The sequence below is a fragment of the Cytobacillus sp. QJM3NY_8 genome, assembly GCF_056173585.1.
Genome location: NZ_CM149681.1, coordinates 2530490 through 2544188, shown reverse-complemented (window position 1 = coordinate 2544188; position 13699 = coordinate 2530490). Strand labels below are relative to the sequence as shown.

The 13699-nt window shown below is 40.3% G+C and carries 16 protein-coding genes; 8 read left to right on the top strand and 8 right to left on the bottom strand.

The features are described 5' to 3' along the window. Positions 1-111: 111 nt before the first annotated feature. Positions 112-1596 carry an aldehyde dehydrogenase family protein gene (locus AC0VZ9_RS13235; RefSeq protein WP_475397475.1) on the bottom strand — a complete coding sequence of 495 codons (1485 nt, stop codon included), beginning with the start codon at positions 1594-1596 and terminating at the stop codon, positions 112-114. A 219-nt stretch (positions 1597-1815) separates the two neighbouring features. Then, positions 1816-3033: a NupC/NupG family nucleoside CNT transporter gene (locus AC0VZ9_RS13230; protein WP_009334579.1), complete on the bottom strand. Its 1218-nt coding sequence runs from the start codon at positions 3031-3033 to the stop codon at positions 1816-1818. Positions 3034-3405: 372 nt separating this feature from the next. Between AC0VZ9_RS13230 and AC0VZ9_RS13225 the strand changes: the two genes are divergently transcribed. From AC0VZ9_RS13225 to AC0VZ9_RS13215, 3 genes are all read left to right on the top strand, one after another. Then, positions 3406-3507 (top strand): YjcZ family sporulation protein, encoded by a 102-nt coding sequence (locus tag AC0VZ9_RS13225; RefSeq protein ID WP_019379865.1) that lies wholly within the window; start codon positions 3406-3408, stop codon positions 3505-3507. A 146-nt stretch (positions 3508-3653) separates the two neighbouring features. Then, entirely contained in the window at positions 3654-3863 is a 210-nt protein-coding gene (locus AC0VZ9_RS13220; RefSeq protein ID WP_009334580.1) for a YozQ family protein, read from the top strand. 23 nt (positions 3864-3886) lie between these two features. Further along, positions 3887-4048, top strand: coding sequence for a hypothetical protein (locus AC0VZ9_RS13215; protein WP_009334581.1), 162 nt, complete (start codon positions 3887-3889; stop codon positions 4046-4048). A gap of 128 nt (positions 4049-4176) precedes the next feature. Here the strand turns inward: AC0VZ9_RS13215 and AC0VZ9_RS13210 are convergent, their stop codons facing one another. Further along, entirely contained in the window at positions 4177-5235 is a 1059-nt protein-coding gene (locus AC0VZ9_RS13210) for a sulfite oxidase (protein WP_019379867.1), read from the bottom strand. Positions 5236-5378: 143 nt separating this feature from the next. Between AC0VZ9_RS13210 and AC0VZ9_RS13205 the strand changes: the two genes are divergently transcribed. After that, positions 5379-6128, top strand: a complete 750-nt coding sequence (locus AC0VZ9_RS13205) for a YqjF family protein (protein WP_251267239.1) — start codon at positions 5379-5381, stop codon at positions 6126-6128. 40 nt (positions 6129-6168) lie between these two features. Here AC0VZ9_RS13205 and AC0VZ9_RS13200 read toward each other — a convergent pair whose 3' ends face one another. Beyond that, entirely contained in the window at positions 6169-6306 is a 138-nt protein-coding gene (locus AC0VZ9_RS13200) for a hypothetical protein (RefSeq protein ID WP_019379869.1), read from the bottom strand. An 89-nt stretch (positions 6307-6395) separates the two neighbouring features. Between AC0VZ9_RS13200 and AC0VZ9_RS13195 the strand changes: the two genes are divergently transcribed. Continuing rightward, on the top strand, positions 6396-6578 hold the full coding sequence (locus AC0VZ9_RS13195; protein ID WP_026041562.1) for a cold-inducible protein YdjO-related protein: 183 nt from the start codon (positions 6396-6398) through the stop codon (positions 6576-6578). A 56-nt stretch (positions 6579-6634) separates the two neighbouring features. Here AC0VZ9_RS13195 and AC0VZ9_RS13190 read toward each other — a convergent pair whose 3' ends face one another. Together AC0VZ9_RS13190 and AC0VZ9_RS13185 are read right to left on the bottom strand one after the other, a co-directional pair. Further along, positions 6635-6877, bottom strand: coding sequence for a transcriptional regulator SplA domain-containing protein (locus AC0VZ9_RS13190; protein ID WP_009334586.1), 243 nt, complete (start codon positions 6875-6877; stop codon positions 6635-6637). Positions 6878-6894: 17 nt separating this feature from the next. Next, positions 6895-7083: a hypothetical protein gene (locus AC0VZ9_RS13185; RefSeq protein ID WP_019379871.1), complete on the bottom strand. Its 189-nt coding sequence runs from the start codon at positions 7081-7083 to the stop codon at positions 6895-6897. 129 nt (positions 7084-7212) lie between these two features. Between AC0VZ9_RS13185 and AC0VZ9_RS13180 the strand changes: the two genes are divergently transcribed. After that, positions 7213-8490 (top strand): erythromycin esterase family protein, encoded by a 1278-nt coding sequence (locus tag AC0VZ9_RS13180; protein ID WP_475397474.1) that lies wholly within the window; start codon positions 7213-7215, stop codon positions 8488-8490. A gap of 186 nt (positions 8491-8676) precedes the next feature. Here AC0VZ9_RS13180 and pepF read toward each other — a convergent pair whose 3' ends face one another. Next, the gene (gene pepF, locus AC0VZ9_RS13175) at positions 8677-10491 is read right to left on the bottom strand and encodes an oligoendopeptidase F (protein WP_475397473.1); all 1815 of its coding nucleotides are present in this window, start codon (positions 10489-10491) and stop codon (positions 8677-8679) included. Positions 10492-10682: 191 nt separating this feature from the next. Beyond that, positions 10683-10817, bottom strand: coding sequence for a protein YhfH (yhfH, locus tag AC0VZ9_RS13170; protein ID WP_009334590.1), 135 nt, complete (start codon positions 10815-10817; stop codon positions 10683-10685). A gap of 332 nt (positions 10818-11149) precedes the next feature. Here yhfH and AC0VZ9_RS13165 point away from each other — a divergent pair, with 332 nt between their 5' ends. Then, entirely contained in the window at positions 11150-11347 is a 198-nt protein-coding gene (locus AC0VZ9_RS13165; RefSeq protein ID WP_019379875.1) for a hypothetical protein, read from the top strand. Positions 11348-11476: 129 nt separating this feature from the next. Next, positions 11477-13633: a PAS domain S-box protein gene (locus AC0VZ9_RS13160; protein ID WP_009334591.1), complete on the top strand. Its 2157-nt coding sequence runs from the start codon at positions 11477-11479 to the stop codon at positions 13631-13633. The last annotated feature ends 66 nt before the right edge of the window (positions 13634-13699 follow it).

Sequence of the window (13699 nt, the reverse complement as noted above, 5' to 3'; positions counted from 1 at the left end):
TATCCATCAAAATTCCTATGGATAATCTGTGAACTTATTCTTAATACAGGGGAAATTAAAGTGAAGCAACCAAAAAAAGGAACCCCGCAAGGTTCCTCTTTGGTTCGGCTATTATTTCATTGAAATCCAAACACTCTTAACTTCTGTATAGTTATCCAGAGCGTATGATCCCATCTCACGGCCGATTCCGGATTGCTTGTAGCCGCCAAATGGAGATGCAGCGTCAAAGGCGTTGTAGCAGTTCACCCAAACTGTACCTGCGCGGAGTTTGTTGGCCACATAGTGTGCATTTGCCACATCACGAGTCCAAACACCTGCAGCTAAACCATATTCACTGTTATTTGCCCGGTTAATTAATTCGTCTAAGTCATCATAAGGCATGGCCGAAATAACCGGTCCGAATATTTCTTCCTTCGCAATCGTCATTTCGTCACGAACATCAGCAAAAATAGTAGGGGAGACGAAGTAACCTTGCTCTTGCGGTTTGTCGCCTCCTGCTACAAGCTGGGCACCTTCGCTAAGGCCTTTTTCAATGTACCCAAGAACGCGGTTTTGCTGCTCAGCAGAAACAAGCGGGCCAATTTCTGTGTCAGCATGAATACCGGCACCTTGTTTAATTTTTTTGGCATGTGAAGCCATGTCAGCTACAACATTATCAAACTGCTTTTTTTGTATGAAAACACGGGAGCCGGCACAGCACACCTGACCCTGGTTGAACATAACACCGTTCAAAGCTCCTGGAATAGCCTTTGATAAATCAGCGTCTGGCAGAATGATATTTGGAGATTTACCGCCAAGCTCAAGCGTAACGCGCTTTAAGGTTTTTGAAGCATTGGACATAATCAGTTTGCCTACTTCAGTAGAACCAGTAAACGCTATTTTATCTACTAAGGGATGATCGACAAGCGGCTGGCCAGCTGTTTCACCGAAACCTGGTACAATATTGACAACCCCTGGAGGGAAGCCGGCTTCATCCATTAGTTCAGCAAGATATAGAGCAGAAAGAGGTGTTTGCTCTGCTGGCTTAAGAACAACCGTACATCCTGTTGCAAGGGCAGCACCCAGCTTCCACATTGCCATAAGAAGAGGGAAGTTCCAAGGGATGATTTGTCCCACCACACCAACTGCCTCATGGCGAGTATAGTTGAAGAATGGCCCGCTGACAGGAATAGTCTGGCCGACAATCTTCGTAGACCAGCCTGCATAATAGCGCATATGTTCAACAGCCAGAGGAATATCGGCATTAGTTGTTTCACGAATCGGCTTACCATTATCCAACGTCTCAAGCTGTGCTAATTCTTCACTGTTTTCTTCCATAAGATCAGCAAGCTTATACATCAGGCGGCTGCGCTTAGAGGCGCTCATTTTTGACCATCTGCCTTCATCAAAAGCCTTTCGGGCTGCTTTTACTGCAAGATCAATATCTTCTGCACCGGCTTCAAAAACAGAAGCAAGAACTTCCCCTGTAGCCGGGTTATACGTATCAAACGTTTTCTGTGATTTGCTTTCAACAAATTCACCATTGATATATAATTTCTTCTTTCCGCTTAAAAACTTTTCCACCTTTTCTTTTAAACCTGCAGTTAGCTGACTCATATAATTCCTCCTTAAAATAGTAGTCTATGTATTTCCATGGTGCAAAACTTTTAGAAGAATACTTATGGTAACGCTTACAACAATACTTTAACATTAACAAAAATATAAAATCAACTCTGAATTAAAATAATTTTCAGATAATATTCGACAATTCTCGCCTGTTCCCAAATTTTATCAATAAAAAAGCATACCGGATTAATCCAGTATGCTATAAAACTATTAAATTAACATTCCTGCAATTGCTGCACTTAATAGAGAAGCAAGTGCTCCAGCTATTACTGAACGAATTCCAAGCTTAGCTATATCGTTCCTGCGGTCAGGGGCAAGGTTGCCCAGTCCGCCCAGAAGAATGGCCATAGAGGAAATGTTGGCAAATCCGCAAAGCGCGAAACTCACTACTGCAACAGTCTTAGGAGACAGGCTGCTGATTTCCGGTGCGAAAGCTGAATAAGCAACAAATTCATTCAATACGAGCTTTTGGCCGATATACCCGCCAGCCTGTACAGCTTCAGCCCATGGAACACCTACTGCAAATGCAAGAGGGGCAAAAACAAAACCAAGAATGGTTTCCAGTGTAAGATTTTCAAATCCGAAAAGCCCGCCTGCAAATCCGATAATTCCATTGATAAGAGCAACCAGAGCGATAAAAGCTAGAAGCATAGCACCGATGTTTAATGCAAGCTGAAGTCCCACACTTGCACCGCGTGCAGCAGCGTCTACCACATTTACAGATTCAGTATCTTTTTCAATAGTTATGTCGTTTGTTGTCTCTGATACTTCTGTTTCAGGTATCATAATTTTAGCGAGGACAAGGCCGGCAGGTGCAGCCATGAAGCTTGCAGCAAGCAAGTATTCCAATGGTACCCCAAGAAGGGAGTATCCTATAAGTACTGAACCGGCAACTGATGCAAGGCCTCCGGTCATAACAGCAAACAGTTCAGATTTCGTCATTTTATTCAGGAAAGGGCGGACAATTAATGGAGCTTCCGTTTGTCCGACAAAAATATTGGCTGCTGCAGACATGGACTCTGCCTTGCTTGTTCCAAGCAGCTTGGACAAACCTCCGCCAATGACCTTTATAATTATCTGCATAATCCCGGTATAATAAAGAACAGAGATAAGGGAAGAAAAGAAGATAACTGTAGTCAGCACCTGGAAGGCAAATACCATTCCTACTCCTGAACCTTCCTGGAACAAGCCTCCGAATAAGAAATTTATTCCTTCATTGGCAAATCCGACAATATCATTTACTGCAAATGTCATTTTTTCTAATACTTTTTTTCCAAGTTCCCATTTGAGAACTGCAAAGGCAAATGCAAACTGGATAGCCAATCCGCCTAAAATTGTACGGAGATTGATTGCCTTTCGATTTGATGAAAGGAGGAAAGCAATCCCCAATACAGTAAGAACTCCTAATAAACCCCATATAAAACTCATGTTGACACCTCATTTGTTGAATTTAGAATAATGAAAACGTTTTTACGAAACGCCAAAAATATAGACCTCTCTTCTAAGAGGTTTGTGAATAGACGTCAGACATCTAACTTGATTACATGTCCATTTTACCATGAATCCGTTTGCAGTAAAGAGTTTTTTTCCTGCTAATTGAAATTTGTTGAATAACCTCCTATTTTTGTTCAGATTTTAAATGATTTAATCTCTTCCAAGAGGGCAATAACTGAAAAACATCTTATAGAGCCAAATTAAATAAATGAATCTTCGATTTTATTTTCATCCCTCCGTTATAATTGCCCATTCGGGACAAACATCATTTTCATACACTGTCACTAGATGTCAGGAGGTGTTGGAATGGGTGCAGGAGCAGGGTATGGCGGCGGTTTTGCTTTAATCGTTGTCCTGTTTATACTTCTAATCATTGTTGGTGCTGCTTTCGTTGGCGGAGGCTACTAATTATCTAAAAAAATGACAGCGCAAAAGATCTGCCCGTATTTGGGCAGATTTTTTGTTTTCAGCCTTCCTGTTTGCAATGGAACAGTATGATAATCAGTTAAATGTCCAAAATAAAGATAGTTCTAAATTAGAAGGAGGGATCCCATATGAATAAAAAGGACAAAAATGATGGCACAGATATTGCCGGCAGATATTATGAGACTGAAGATTATAACAGGAATGATCAGCTTTCATCTGGCCTGGCGACAACACATGAACAAGTGAGTGACGCATACATGGAAGGACAGGCGGATGCGGTAATTGAAGACGTTGTCGGGGTGGATATTTCCATTCCGCGCAAAGGGTATGATGAATAACACAATAGCAAGGAGGCAATGCAATGGCACCAAAAGATGCTCAAGATGATCTGGGCCAGTACAAAATGCCAGAAGTTCTCAGAAAAAAGAGGACTTCCTCCTATCGGGTGGGATACCAGGCTACAACAGGGAACCAGACGCCTGGTGAACCTGAAGCAGGTAAGAGAACAGATCAAGAAAATTAAAATCTGGTCCGCATGGATTGCTGATTGAGGATTGCAGCGGTGATAAAATTTAAAATTAAAAAGAGAGGATGCCAGGTCATCTTCTCTTTAGTTTATGACTATATTTGGGGCCTGCACCTGAAAAAAGATTATTCCACTCGAATTTTTATTTTTTGCACAGCATTATATCCATAACCTTTTCTGTTCCAGTAAGGCTTTATTGGCTGGATATTGCCCTCTGAATCACTGGCCCTCACAAGAATGGTATGCTCACCCTTATATGCCTCCCAATCAAAATGCCACTTAACCCAGGAAAACTTCTCGTTTTCCCTGTGTTTGAGTGAGGTCTTTCTCCATGTATCCCCATGATCAATGCTTATTGCCACCTCATTAATTGCTCCAGTGCCAGTCCAGGCAATCCCTCTTATTGTGTGAAATCCTTCTTTAATAATGGAATAATTCAATGGCTGCTGGATTGTGCTATTAACATTAATGGCTGTAACAGGCCTTTTATCCAGATCGCTGTCTTTATAAGGATAATAAACATAATCTTTTGATTGAAAAGGACCATTAAATTCATGCTGAATAATAAAAATATTCCTAAGCCACTTAACGGAGGCCATTGCATACCATTGGGGCACGATTAGCCTGAATGGATAACCTTGCTTATACGGTAGGGGCTTGCCGTTAAACTCATAAGCTACAATCGTATCTTCGTGGAGTGCCTTTTCAATTGGCAGGCTTCTGGCAAAGTAAAAGGATTCATTCAAATCTTTTCGCTCACCAAAATCCAATCCTGCGAACACAGCTTCTTTGCTTCCATCCAAAAGTCCGGCTTTATTCAGCAGTTCCTTCAAAGGCACTCCCTTCCATTTCCCCTGACTGACTGCTCCTTCTTCCCATTGCTCACCAAAAACCTTTGGTTTAAATTTCGCTCTGTTATTGCCAGCGCATTCCAGAGGGACCAGAATGGTTTTGGATGGGAAGCGGTAAAGTTCACTTAAAGATATTTCCATCGCTTTATTCACGTTCCCGCTAATGGACAAAAATAAATTCTGAGGGTTAATTAGCGGGTAGGAAAAATGGTTTCTTAAATAAAAATATTCTTGCGGTGTTTTCCAGCACTCCAAAAAATGAATGGGAGACTCCTGATTTTCAGGAGACAGACTTAGTGTTTTCAGATAAGGTGCTGAAAGCTGATTATTCATGAACCATCACCTCCATTCATAAATACAATGCAATCCCCAAGGATAGAACTATAAACATCAACAATTCATTTATACCAGTTAAGTTTAATACTCGCATTATGAGGAATAATCATTTATATAACATACTGAAGGGCGGTAAGGGAATGAAAGAAGAATTGAAGATAACAGGACACAGGCCATTTCCGCTGCCTGATAAACCCTGGGTTATGGAACAAATATGGAATGATGTTTTATTTGCTCATTGGCCAGTGCCAGCAGAAATATTGGAAGAACACATCCCTTCACAGTTAACATTAGATACATACAACGGTACAGCATGGATTGGGGTAGTACCTTTCTGGATCAGTAAAATGAGGGTGCGCGGCTTGCCGCCATTGCCGATTATGAAATCAATGAATGAATTGAATGTAAGGACTTATGTGGAATATGAGGGCATGAAAGGCGTATATTTTTTTAGCCTGGATGCAGACAACTTTTTAGCCGTAACAGGGGCCAGAATGTTGTATTACCTTCCGTATATGAATGCCGAAATGCAAGTTAGTAAGTCTCAAGGACTAGTTAATTATGAAAGCAGGCGAACACACGGCCATTCAGAGAACGGCCAATTCAAAGCAAATTATAAGTCAATATCAAGCCCCTTCAACTCAAAACCCGGAACACTTGATGAATGGCTGACTGAAAGGTATTGCTTATGGGTAACAAAAGGTGAAAAGGTTTTTCGCGGGGATATTCATCATACAAAATGGCAGCTGCATGAAGCTTCTTGCACGATACATCAAAACACTTTAGCTTCATTTTTGCCCCGAATTTACTTTAAAGGCGAACCGATCTTACACTTCTCTCCGGAAAAACATGCTTATTTCTGGCCTTTAATAAAGGTTTCTTCATCATAACTAAAGATAATCCTATTAATGATGTAACCCATTCACTACCTCATTTCTTAAAGTAAATTTCTGCAAGCAGTTTTTTTGCTTCGTTATATGAAAGCCCTGATTGACTGTTCAGCCTTTTTACTTCATCAATATCAGTTCCTGCTATAGTAAGGTTTCTCTTTTTCTCTCGGCGGTCCATTGAATCACCTCCTATTCAAAATTGTTTAAAACATTTTCAATAATTTTTACCTTTCTTGTCCATACTAAGAAAAAAAGGGGGCGTTTCCTATTTTTTTCAATAAAAAAGGCCAAGATGACAAGCCGGAAGTTGTAATGCTGGATACAGAGGTGTATTCCTGCAATAGCTGCAATGGCTGGATGAGAAAAGATTTTGCCTCTTCAGATTTAAAATGCCCATTATGCGGTGATGAAACAACTGCCGAGATGCGGGAATTGCCGCAAATTTTGTGATAATTAATTTTAGAAAGACTGTTGTCACCTGATAACAGTCTTTCTTATTTAATGATCTAAAAGTCTCCATACAATTCATGAAAGGCCTGTTCTGCATCATGTTCAGACGAAAACAACGCATCATCTTCTTCTATTAAATGGAAGGATTCATTAAGGAAGAGGGCCACTGCATTAGGGTCTTTAGGATGCGGTACAATTTCTGCCGGCCTGACATTTGCAACACTTGGAGTATGAGGGTTATGATAAATAACAAAAACCTCATCACCAGATTTAACCTTTTTAGGATCGATTGTCTCCATTCCATTCACTCCTTTTATTACAGGTTTTCGTTTTGCTGTCCAATTTCTTTCGCACCTATAATAGCATTTGCCGTTTCCTGCTGTTCATGTTCATCAACTGAATCCCCAGCGGCATGTTTTAAATTTGGAAAACTGCCACCCGTTTCAATGGTTACCATCTCTTCTTTTGGTGCATATGTCAGGTATTTTTCATCGTTATCTTTCATTATTAAAACTCCTTTTGTTATAGATATTCGAGCACCTTTCTTTAAAGTTTTCTCTCCGCATAGGTCTTATATTCAACCATATTAATCCTAATTCAAATGGGCAAAGTAACTATATAGGTCTTAAATGAGGTGATAAAAATAAAAGAAAATAAGGACTTGATAACAGCTATTCAAAAAGAAGCATTCTCTTTCACCGATTCATCCGGGCTTGACCGGATTATTCAAGCAGCCGGGGAAGCGAAATTTGTTTTATTGGGGGAAGCTTCTCATGGAACATCAGAATTTTATACAGTAAGAGCAGAAATATCCAAAAGACTGATTGAACAAAAAGGGTTCAACTGTATCTCTGTTGAAGGAGACTGGCCTTCCTGCTTTACCATCAACAGGTATGTTAAGGGTTATGTGCATCTGAATCCCCTTGATGCACTCAAAAATTTTAACAGGTGGCCGACATGGATGTGGGCAAATGAGGAAATTAAAGATCTAATAACCTGGCTTTATAATCACAATCAGCTGATTGATAAACATGGCCTAAAGGCTGGTTTCTATGGCATCGATATATATAGCTTATGGGAATCGATGGATGAAATAATAAAACTTCTGGAGACAAAGGAAGCTGCAGAACTGGAAGCTGCTAAAAAAGCATTTGCCTGCTTTGAGCCTTTTCATCGGACACCTGAAAATTATGCAGTTTCTGCGGCATTTTATGGGGAAGGCTGTGAAAAAGAAGTAGCCGAACTTTTACTTAAAATAAAAAACAAGTGGGGGCATACCAGGAGCTACGAAGAAGAATCACTGAACCTTATGCTAAATAGCCTTGTTGCTGTAAATGCAGAAAACTATTATCGAGCAATGGTAAAAGGCGGGCCTGATGACTGGAATATTAGGGATCATCACATGGTAAGTGCCATAGAGGAGATCTCCAAATATTATGGAGAAGATGCCAAGGTCATCGTATGGGAACACAATACTCATATCGGAGATGCAAGAGCAACAGATATGAAAGAAGAGGGACTTGTTAACGTTGGGCAAATCCTTCGCGAGAAATATGGGGAAGATCAGGTTTTCGCACTCGGGTTTGGTACACACTCAGGCACTATTATCGCAGCGGAACAATGGGGGAATGAGCTACAAGTTATGGAAGTACCTCCAGCACAGACAGGAAGCTGGGAGGATACGCTTCGCAAGGCTGGCCCTGGAGATAAAATTTTGTTGTTCACCGATGATAACAGGGAATTATTTAATGAATCTATCGGTCATCGAGCCATTGGAGTCGTATATAACCCTGAATATGAACAATACGGGAATTATGTGCCTACGAAAGTCTCACTCAGATATGACGGTTTCATTTATATAGAGAAAACCCGTGCCTTAAAGCCAATTAATATACCAGTAACAATATTATAATTGCAATTACAAACAAAAAGACCCACTATCTCATATTTACCCTCCATGAATTCGAGGATGTGCTTAGAGGTTACTGATCCTCATATAAACCGATTATTTCTATATAGCCAGAGATCAAAAAAAGCCTCTAATGGAGTATGTATATTTAACCTGAAAACCCCTCCGGAATATCGGAGGGGCTTATTGCTACATGTAGCTGTTTTCCAATTCATCCACTAAGGTCCCCACATAGCTTACGGCTTTGCGGATTGGATCTGGCTTGGACATATCAATGCCTGCGCTCTTAAGGAGATCGAGCGGCTTTTTCGTTCCGCCAGCTTTTAAAACATCAAGCCAGCGTTCAATGGCAGGCTGGCCTTCCTCTTGAATGCTCTGTGCCATAGCTGTGGAAGCAGTCAAACCAGCTGAATAAGTATATGGATAGAGTCCCATATAATAATGAGGCTGTCTCATCCAGGTTAAAGCCGCCTTATCATCCAGTTCAACCGTATCACCCCAGAATTCAGCAAGTGTTTCCATCTTTTGATCTGAAAGTGTTTTTGCCGTTAACGGAATCCCTTGATCAGCAAGATTATATATTCTTCGCTGATATTCTCCCTCGAGAAGGTGTGTGACAAAGTTGTGATAATAAGTTCCCAGCAGCTGAAGAATTACCCAGCGCTTCATTCTCATATCCTCAGTGCCTGCCATTAAATGCTGTCCAAGCAGCAATTCGTTAAGTGTTGAGGGAGCTTCTACAAAGTAGGTTGATGGGCGGGTATTCATTATACGCTGATATTTATTGGCCAAATAGAAATGACCCGCATGCCCAAGCTCATGAGCGAGAACAAAAGCACCGCGCATCGTGTCTGTCCATGTAATCAGGATGAATGGATGCGATCCATATGGACTTGAACAAAATGCACCTGTAGATTTCCCTACATTGTCAGCCAAATCAACCCAGCGTTCAGTCAAGCCTTTCTTCATTATATCCGTATACTCAGGTCCCATTACTTTGAGAGCCTCTAATATGACTTTTGATGCTTCTTCAAATGTTGTTTCAGGATTGAACTCCGGATCAAGAGGAGCCTTCAGGTCACAAAAAAGCATCTTATCCAATCCCAGAACTTTTCTCTTTAACTGAGCATATCTGCGCATATGGGGGGCAAGCTCTTTTTGGATAATATTCAGCTGATTGTTGTACATTTCCTCTGTAACATGCTGGGAATCCAGGAGCATTTGTGTGGCTGAACTGTACTTCCTCAGCTTAGCAAGTGTTACCTGTTTTTTCACCTCGGCAGAATAGGCAGAGGCAAATGTATTTTTATAGTTTTCCAGTGAATCTGTAAATGAGACATAGGCATTCCTTCTGATGGCAGTATCTGACGAAAACTCATAACGATCTTCGTAAAGAGCAAAAGAGTTTGGCAAATCGTTTCCTTTACTGTCTTTAAAAAAGGAAAATGGCATGTCAGCAAGTTTTGCAGCCTGATACATATTATACGGAGCTCCAAATACTTCACCCAATGCTGCCAGGGCTTCTTCCGTCTCTGGAGAAAGCCTGTGCGTCTTCGATTCAAGAAGATCTGTCAGCTGTTTTCTGAAAGGTTCAAGGCCGCTTTCATCGTCTATGTATTTTTCAATTATGCCTTCAGGTAAGGACATTAATTCAGAGTCAATAAACGAAAGAGCAGAGGCTGCTTTTGCTTTTAAAGATGCAAGTATGGATGAATTTGCCTGATTGCGCGGATTTGTTCCATCCTCCGACTGGCGCAAGCTAGCATATGTTCCAGCTTGAACCAAACGGATGGAGAGCTTTTCCTGAGCGGAAAGGCAGCCCAGTAATATTTGCGGGCCTTCATGGAGCTTTCCCTTGTACTGCTCAAAAACAGCAAGATCTTCATCTATACTTCTCACTTCTTTATGCCAATCTTCCTCTAAAGCAAATAAATCCTCCACTTTCCATGTACGATCTTCCGGTACTTCAACACGCTTTAATCTGGTTACTGCTGTTTGAACCATTTAGCGATCCCTCCTATTTCGATTCTCTAAATATAGAGTTTATGGAACAATTATACAGGATGACCTTGTAAATTTATAGACTTTTCAAACATTTTAAGTTTCACTGTACTATAACATCCTGAGTTTTCTTGTTAGTGGCCATATAGCAGGAAATAAAAAAGCGGAGGGCCTGAAGCCTTCCGCTGATTGTGCTATTCCATTTTTTTTGAAAGACAGCGATCACATTCCATCAGATAAGATTCGGCCTGTTCCTTGACAGTTTGGCCGCACTCCGGACATACCTTTTTGGGAAGAGTTCTAAAAAATTCAACTGGACTTTTAATCATGAAATTTCCTCCTTTTTATAATACAGTTAATCGTGTTTTCATCTGTTGTAGTACAGTATATACCAAACAAAATTAAATGTGAAGTGGTTTGATTAAATTTTTTAAAAATTTTATCTATTATATTTATTGGTGCAAATTAAGATTTTGGATCGATTTGGACAGAGGGGATATGAATGACGAGTCCGAAGTTGGTCAGCATTCGGACTGGTGAAGGGGTAATCCGTAGGAGCGAGTCCAAAGTTGGTCAGCATTCGGACAGAAGTAGGGGATATCTGGAGGAGTGAGTCCGAAGTTGATCATCATTCAGACAGAAGAAGGGGTAATCCGGAGGTATGAGTGCGAAGTTAGTAACCATTCGGACAGAAGAAGCGGAAGTCTGGAGGTACAAGTCCGAAGTCGCCACCCATTCGGACAGAAGAAGGGGTAATCCGGATGAGCAAGTCCGTAGTTGGTCATCATTCGGACAGGAAAAGTGGATATCCATTGGGGTGAGTCCGAAGCATGAGGTAAAATCATCTAATAATTTCTAGCCATACAGCAAAAGGTCTATCTGTACTAATGAACTTCTGACTTTATTTCGCCGGGCCTCTTCCAAGGCTGTTATGATTGCATTACAATCATATTTAATACAGTAATAATGAGGAGGCTAAAAGCCTGCGATGACTGAGATAATTGAATCTTTTAATCCAATATTAATATTTGTAGCGGTTATACTAACCATTATGGCTTCCTATACAGCATTAGATTTATTTACATTGATTAAACCATCTGAGAGAAACCAGAAGTTTTTGTTCTTAGGCGGAACTTTTTCCCTTGGAATCGGGATATGGATTATGAACTTTATTGGCATGATCGCCATCAACATAAATGCTTCAGGAAGTTATAATATTCCGCTTACCTTATTGTCCATGATTTTTGGCATTTCATTTACCGGTATGGCCTTTAATAGAGTAATCGACAGGCAGCTGAAAACAGGCAATCTATTTGCGGGAAGCTTCTTTTTAACTATGGCAGTCCTATCTATCCATGTAACAGGTATGTTTGCTGTGGGGATGAATGTGCAGTTTTCCCCCAGCATATTCCTCATTTCAGCACTGATCATTTTTGTTTCTTTTTTATTTTCACTATGGATGCTCTTTTATTCGAAAAGTCTTTCGTACTCCAGACCTATCTGGATCAAGCCCTTAAGTGCACTCATATTCACCGGAGCCATTGTGGAGGGTTATTTTCTGCTGATCCGATCGTCATCATTCTATTCAAATGGGGAAATTAGCAGGGGAGGCTCTCCGGAGACTTCTCTGATTTATCTTGTATTTTTTGCAGGGATTCTTATCCTGAGCGGGCTTATTGCTTCAAGCACTTTAATCAGCAAGAGGCTGGAAGCAAGCGACACCAATTTACATGATATTCAGGCTGCTCTTGATGAATCATCTATAGTGGCTATTACAGATCCAAAGGGCGTTATCACTTATGTGAATGATAAATTTGTTGAGATATCTAAATATGAAGAACATGAACTGCTTGGCAAAAATCACAATATCTTAAATTCGGGTTTTCATCCGCCGGAATTTTTTCAAGATCTATGGAAAACAATTGGATCAGGGGAAATATGGAAAGGGGAAATACGCAATAAAGCGAAAGACGGAAGCTTTTATTGGGTTGATACTACAATTGTCCCTTTTCTCAATAAAAAGAATAAACCCTATCAGTATGTTTCCATCCGGACAGATATATCGGCATTGAAATCTGCTGCAGCCAGCCTTAAAAGTTCCCTGAAAGATGTAAACGATATTAAATTTGCGCTTGATCAGTCTTCTATTATTGCCTTTACAGATGAAAAAGGAACAATAACCAATGTAAATGAGAAGTTTTGTGAAATCTCCCAGTACAGCAGGGAAGAACTGATAGGACAGAATCATTCCATCTTAAATTCAGGACTTCATTCAAAAGAATTCTTTAAGAACTTATGGAAAACAATTGGCCAGGGAGAAGTCTGGAAAGGAGAAATACGCAATAAAGCAAAAGACGGATCTTATTACTGGGTTCATACTACGATTGTGCCGTTCCTGAATGCAAACGGAAAACCTTATCAATACTTATCAATAAGAAACGATATAACTGAGAGGAAAAAAACTGAAGAAGTATTGCATCAGCAGGATAAACTGGCAGCAGTGGGCCAGCTTGCTGCAGGGGTTGCACATGAAATCCGCAATCCGCTCACAACCATGAAAGGATATACAGAATTCCTGCAGCTGGAAGAGACACATGAAGAGCGGCAGGAATACTTAAGCATCATTTTGGATGAAATTGACCGGGTAAATAATATAGTAGAAGATTTTATGGTTCTCGCTAAGCCGAAAGCCGCAGAACTGGAAGAAAGAGATATCATACCCATTATAAAAAATGTCGTTTCTTTTTTGGAATTTGAAGCCCGAAATAGAAACGTGAAAATTGGTTTCGAATATCAACAGGATATCATTCAAATTGAATGTGACGAAAATCGGCTAAAACAAGTCTTGCTTAATTTTATCAAAAATGGAATTGAAGCGATGCCTGATGGAGGGAACATCACCGTTAGAGCTGGTATCATAAATAACCAGGTTCAAATTGCAATAAAGGATACAGGAGTAGGAATCCCGCAGGAAAAACTGAAAAATATCGGAGAACCTTTTTTTACAACCAAAAAAAATGGGAACGGCTTAGGCCTGATGGTCAGCTTTAAAATTATCGAAAGCCATAACGGAAAAGTATTTATCGAGAGTGAATTAAATAAAGGTACAACATTCAATATTGTTCTGCCTGCGAAATCTGCATAGCCAATCCCAAAAGGATTGGCTTTTTTGTTAGAAAATAATTCCTGTCCTGTTTAATAATTGATTTTC

Excerpts from the sequence above, each read along its gene's own strand:
- AC0VZ9_RS13205 (WP_251267239.1), top strand. The coding sequence starts at position 5,379 with ATGAAAGAAGAATTGAAGATAACAGGACACAGGCCATTTCCGCTGCCT.
- AC0VZ9_RS13185 (WP_019379871.1), bottom strand. The coding sequence starts at position 7,083 with ATGAAAGATAACGATGAAAAATACCTGACATATGCACCAAAAGAAGAG.
- AC0VZ9_RS13190 (WP_009334586.1), bottom strand. The coding sequence starts at position 6,877 with ATGGAGACAATCGATCCTAAAAAGGTTAAATCTGGTGATGAGGTTTTT.
- AC0VZ9_RS13165 (WP_019379875.1), top strand. The coding sequence starts at position 11,150 with ATGAGTGCGAAGTTAGTAACCATTCGGACAGAAGAAGCGGAAGTCTGG.
- AC0VZ9_RS13160 (WP_009334591.1), top strand. The coding sequence starts at position 11,477 with ATGACTGAGATAATTGAATCTTTTAATCCAATATTAATATTTGTAGCG.
- AC0VZ9_RS13230 (WP_009334579.1), bottom strand. The coding sequence starts at position 3,033 with ATGAGTTTTATATGGGGTTTATTAGGAGTTCTTACTGTATTGGGGATT.
- yhfH (WP_009334590.1), bottom strand. The coding sequence starts at position 10,817 with ATGATTAAAAGTCCAGTTGAATTTTTTAGAACTCTTCCCAAAAAGGTA.
- AC0VZ9_RS13200 (WP_019379869.1), bottom strand. The coding sequence starts at position 6,306 with ATGGACCGCCGAGAGAAAAAGAGAAACCTTACTATAGCAGGAACTGAT.
- AC0VZ9_RS13235 (WP_475397475.1), bottom strand. The coding sequence starts at position 1,596 with ATGAGTCAGCTAACTGCAGGTTTAAAAGAAAAGGTGGAAAAGTTTTTA.
- pepF (WP_475397473.1), bottom strand. The coding sequence starts at position 10,491 with ATGGTTCAAACAGCAGTAACCAGATTAAAGCGTGTTGAAGTACCGGAA.
- AC0VZ9_RS13225 (WP_019379865.1), top strand. The coding sequence starts at position 3,406 with ATGGGTGCAGGAGCAGGGTATGGCGGCGGTTTTGCTTTAATCGTTGTC.
- AC0VZ9_RS13220 (WP_009334580.1), top strand. The coding sequence starts at position 3,654 with ATGAATAAAAAGGACAAAAATGATGGCACAGATATTGCCGGCAGATAT.
- AC0VZ9_RS13215 (WP_009334581.1), top strand. The coding sequence starts at position 3,887 with ATGGCACCAAAAGATGCTCAAGATGATCTGGGCCAGTACAAAATGCCA.
- AC0VZ9_RS13210 (WP_019379867.1), bottom strand. The coding sequence starts at position 5,235 with ATGAATAATCAGCTTTCAGCACCTTATCTGAAAACACTAAGTCTGTCT.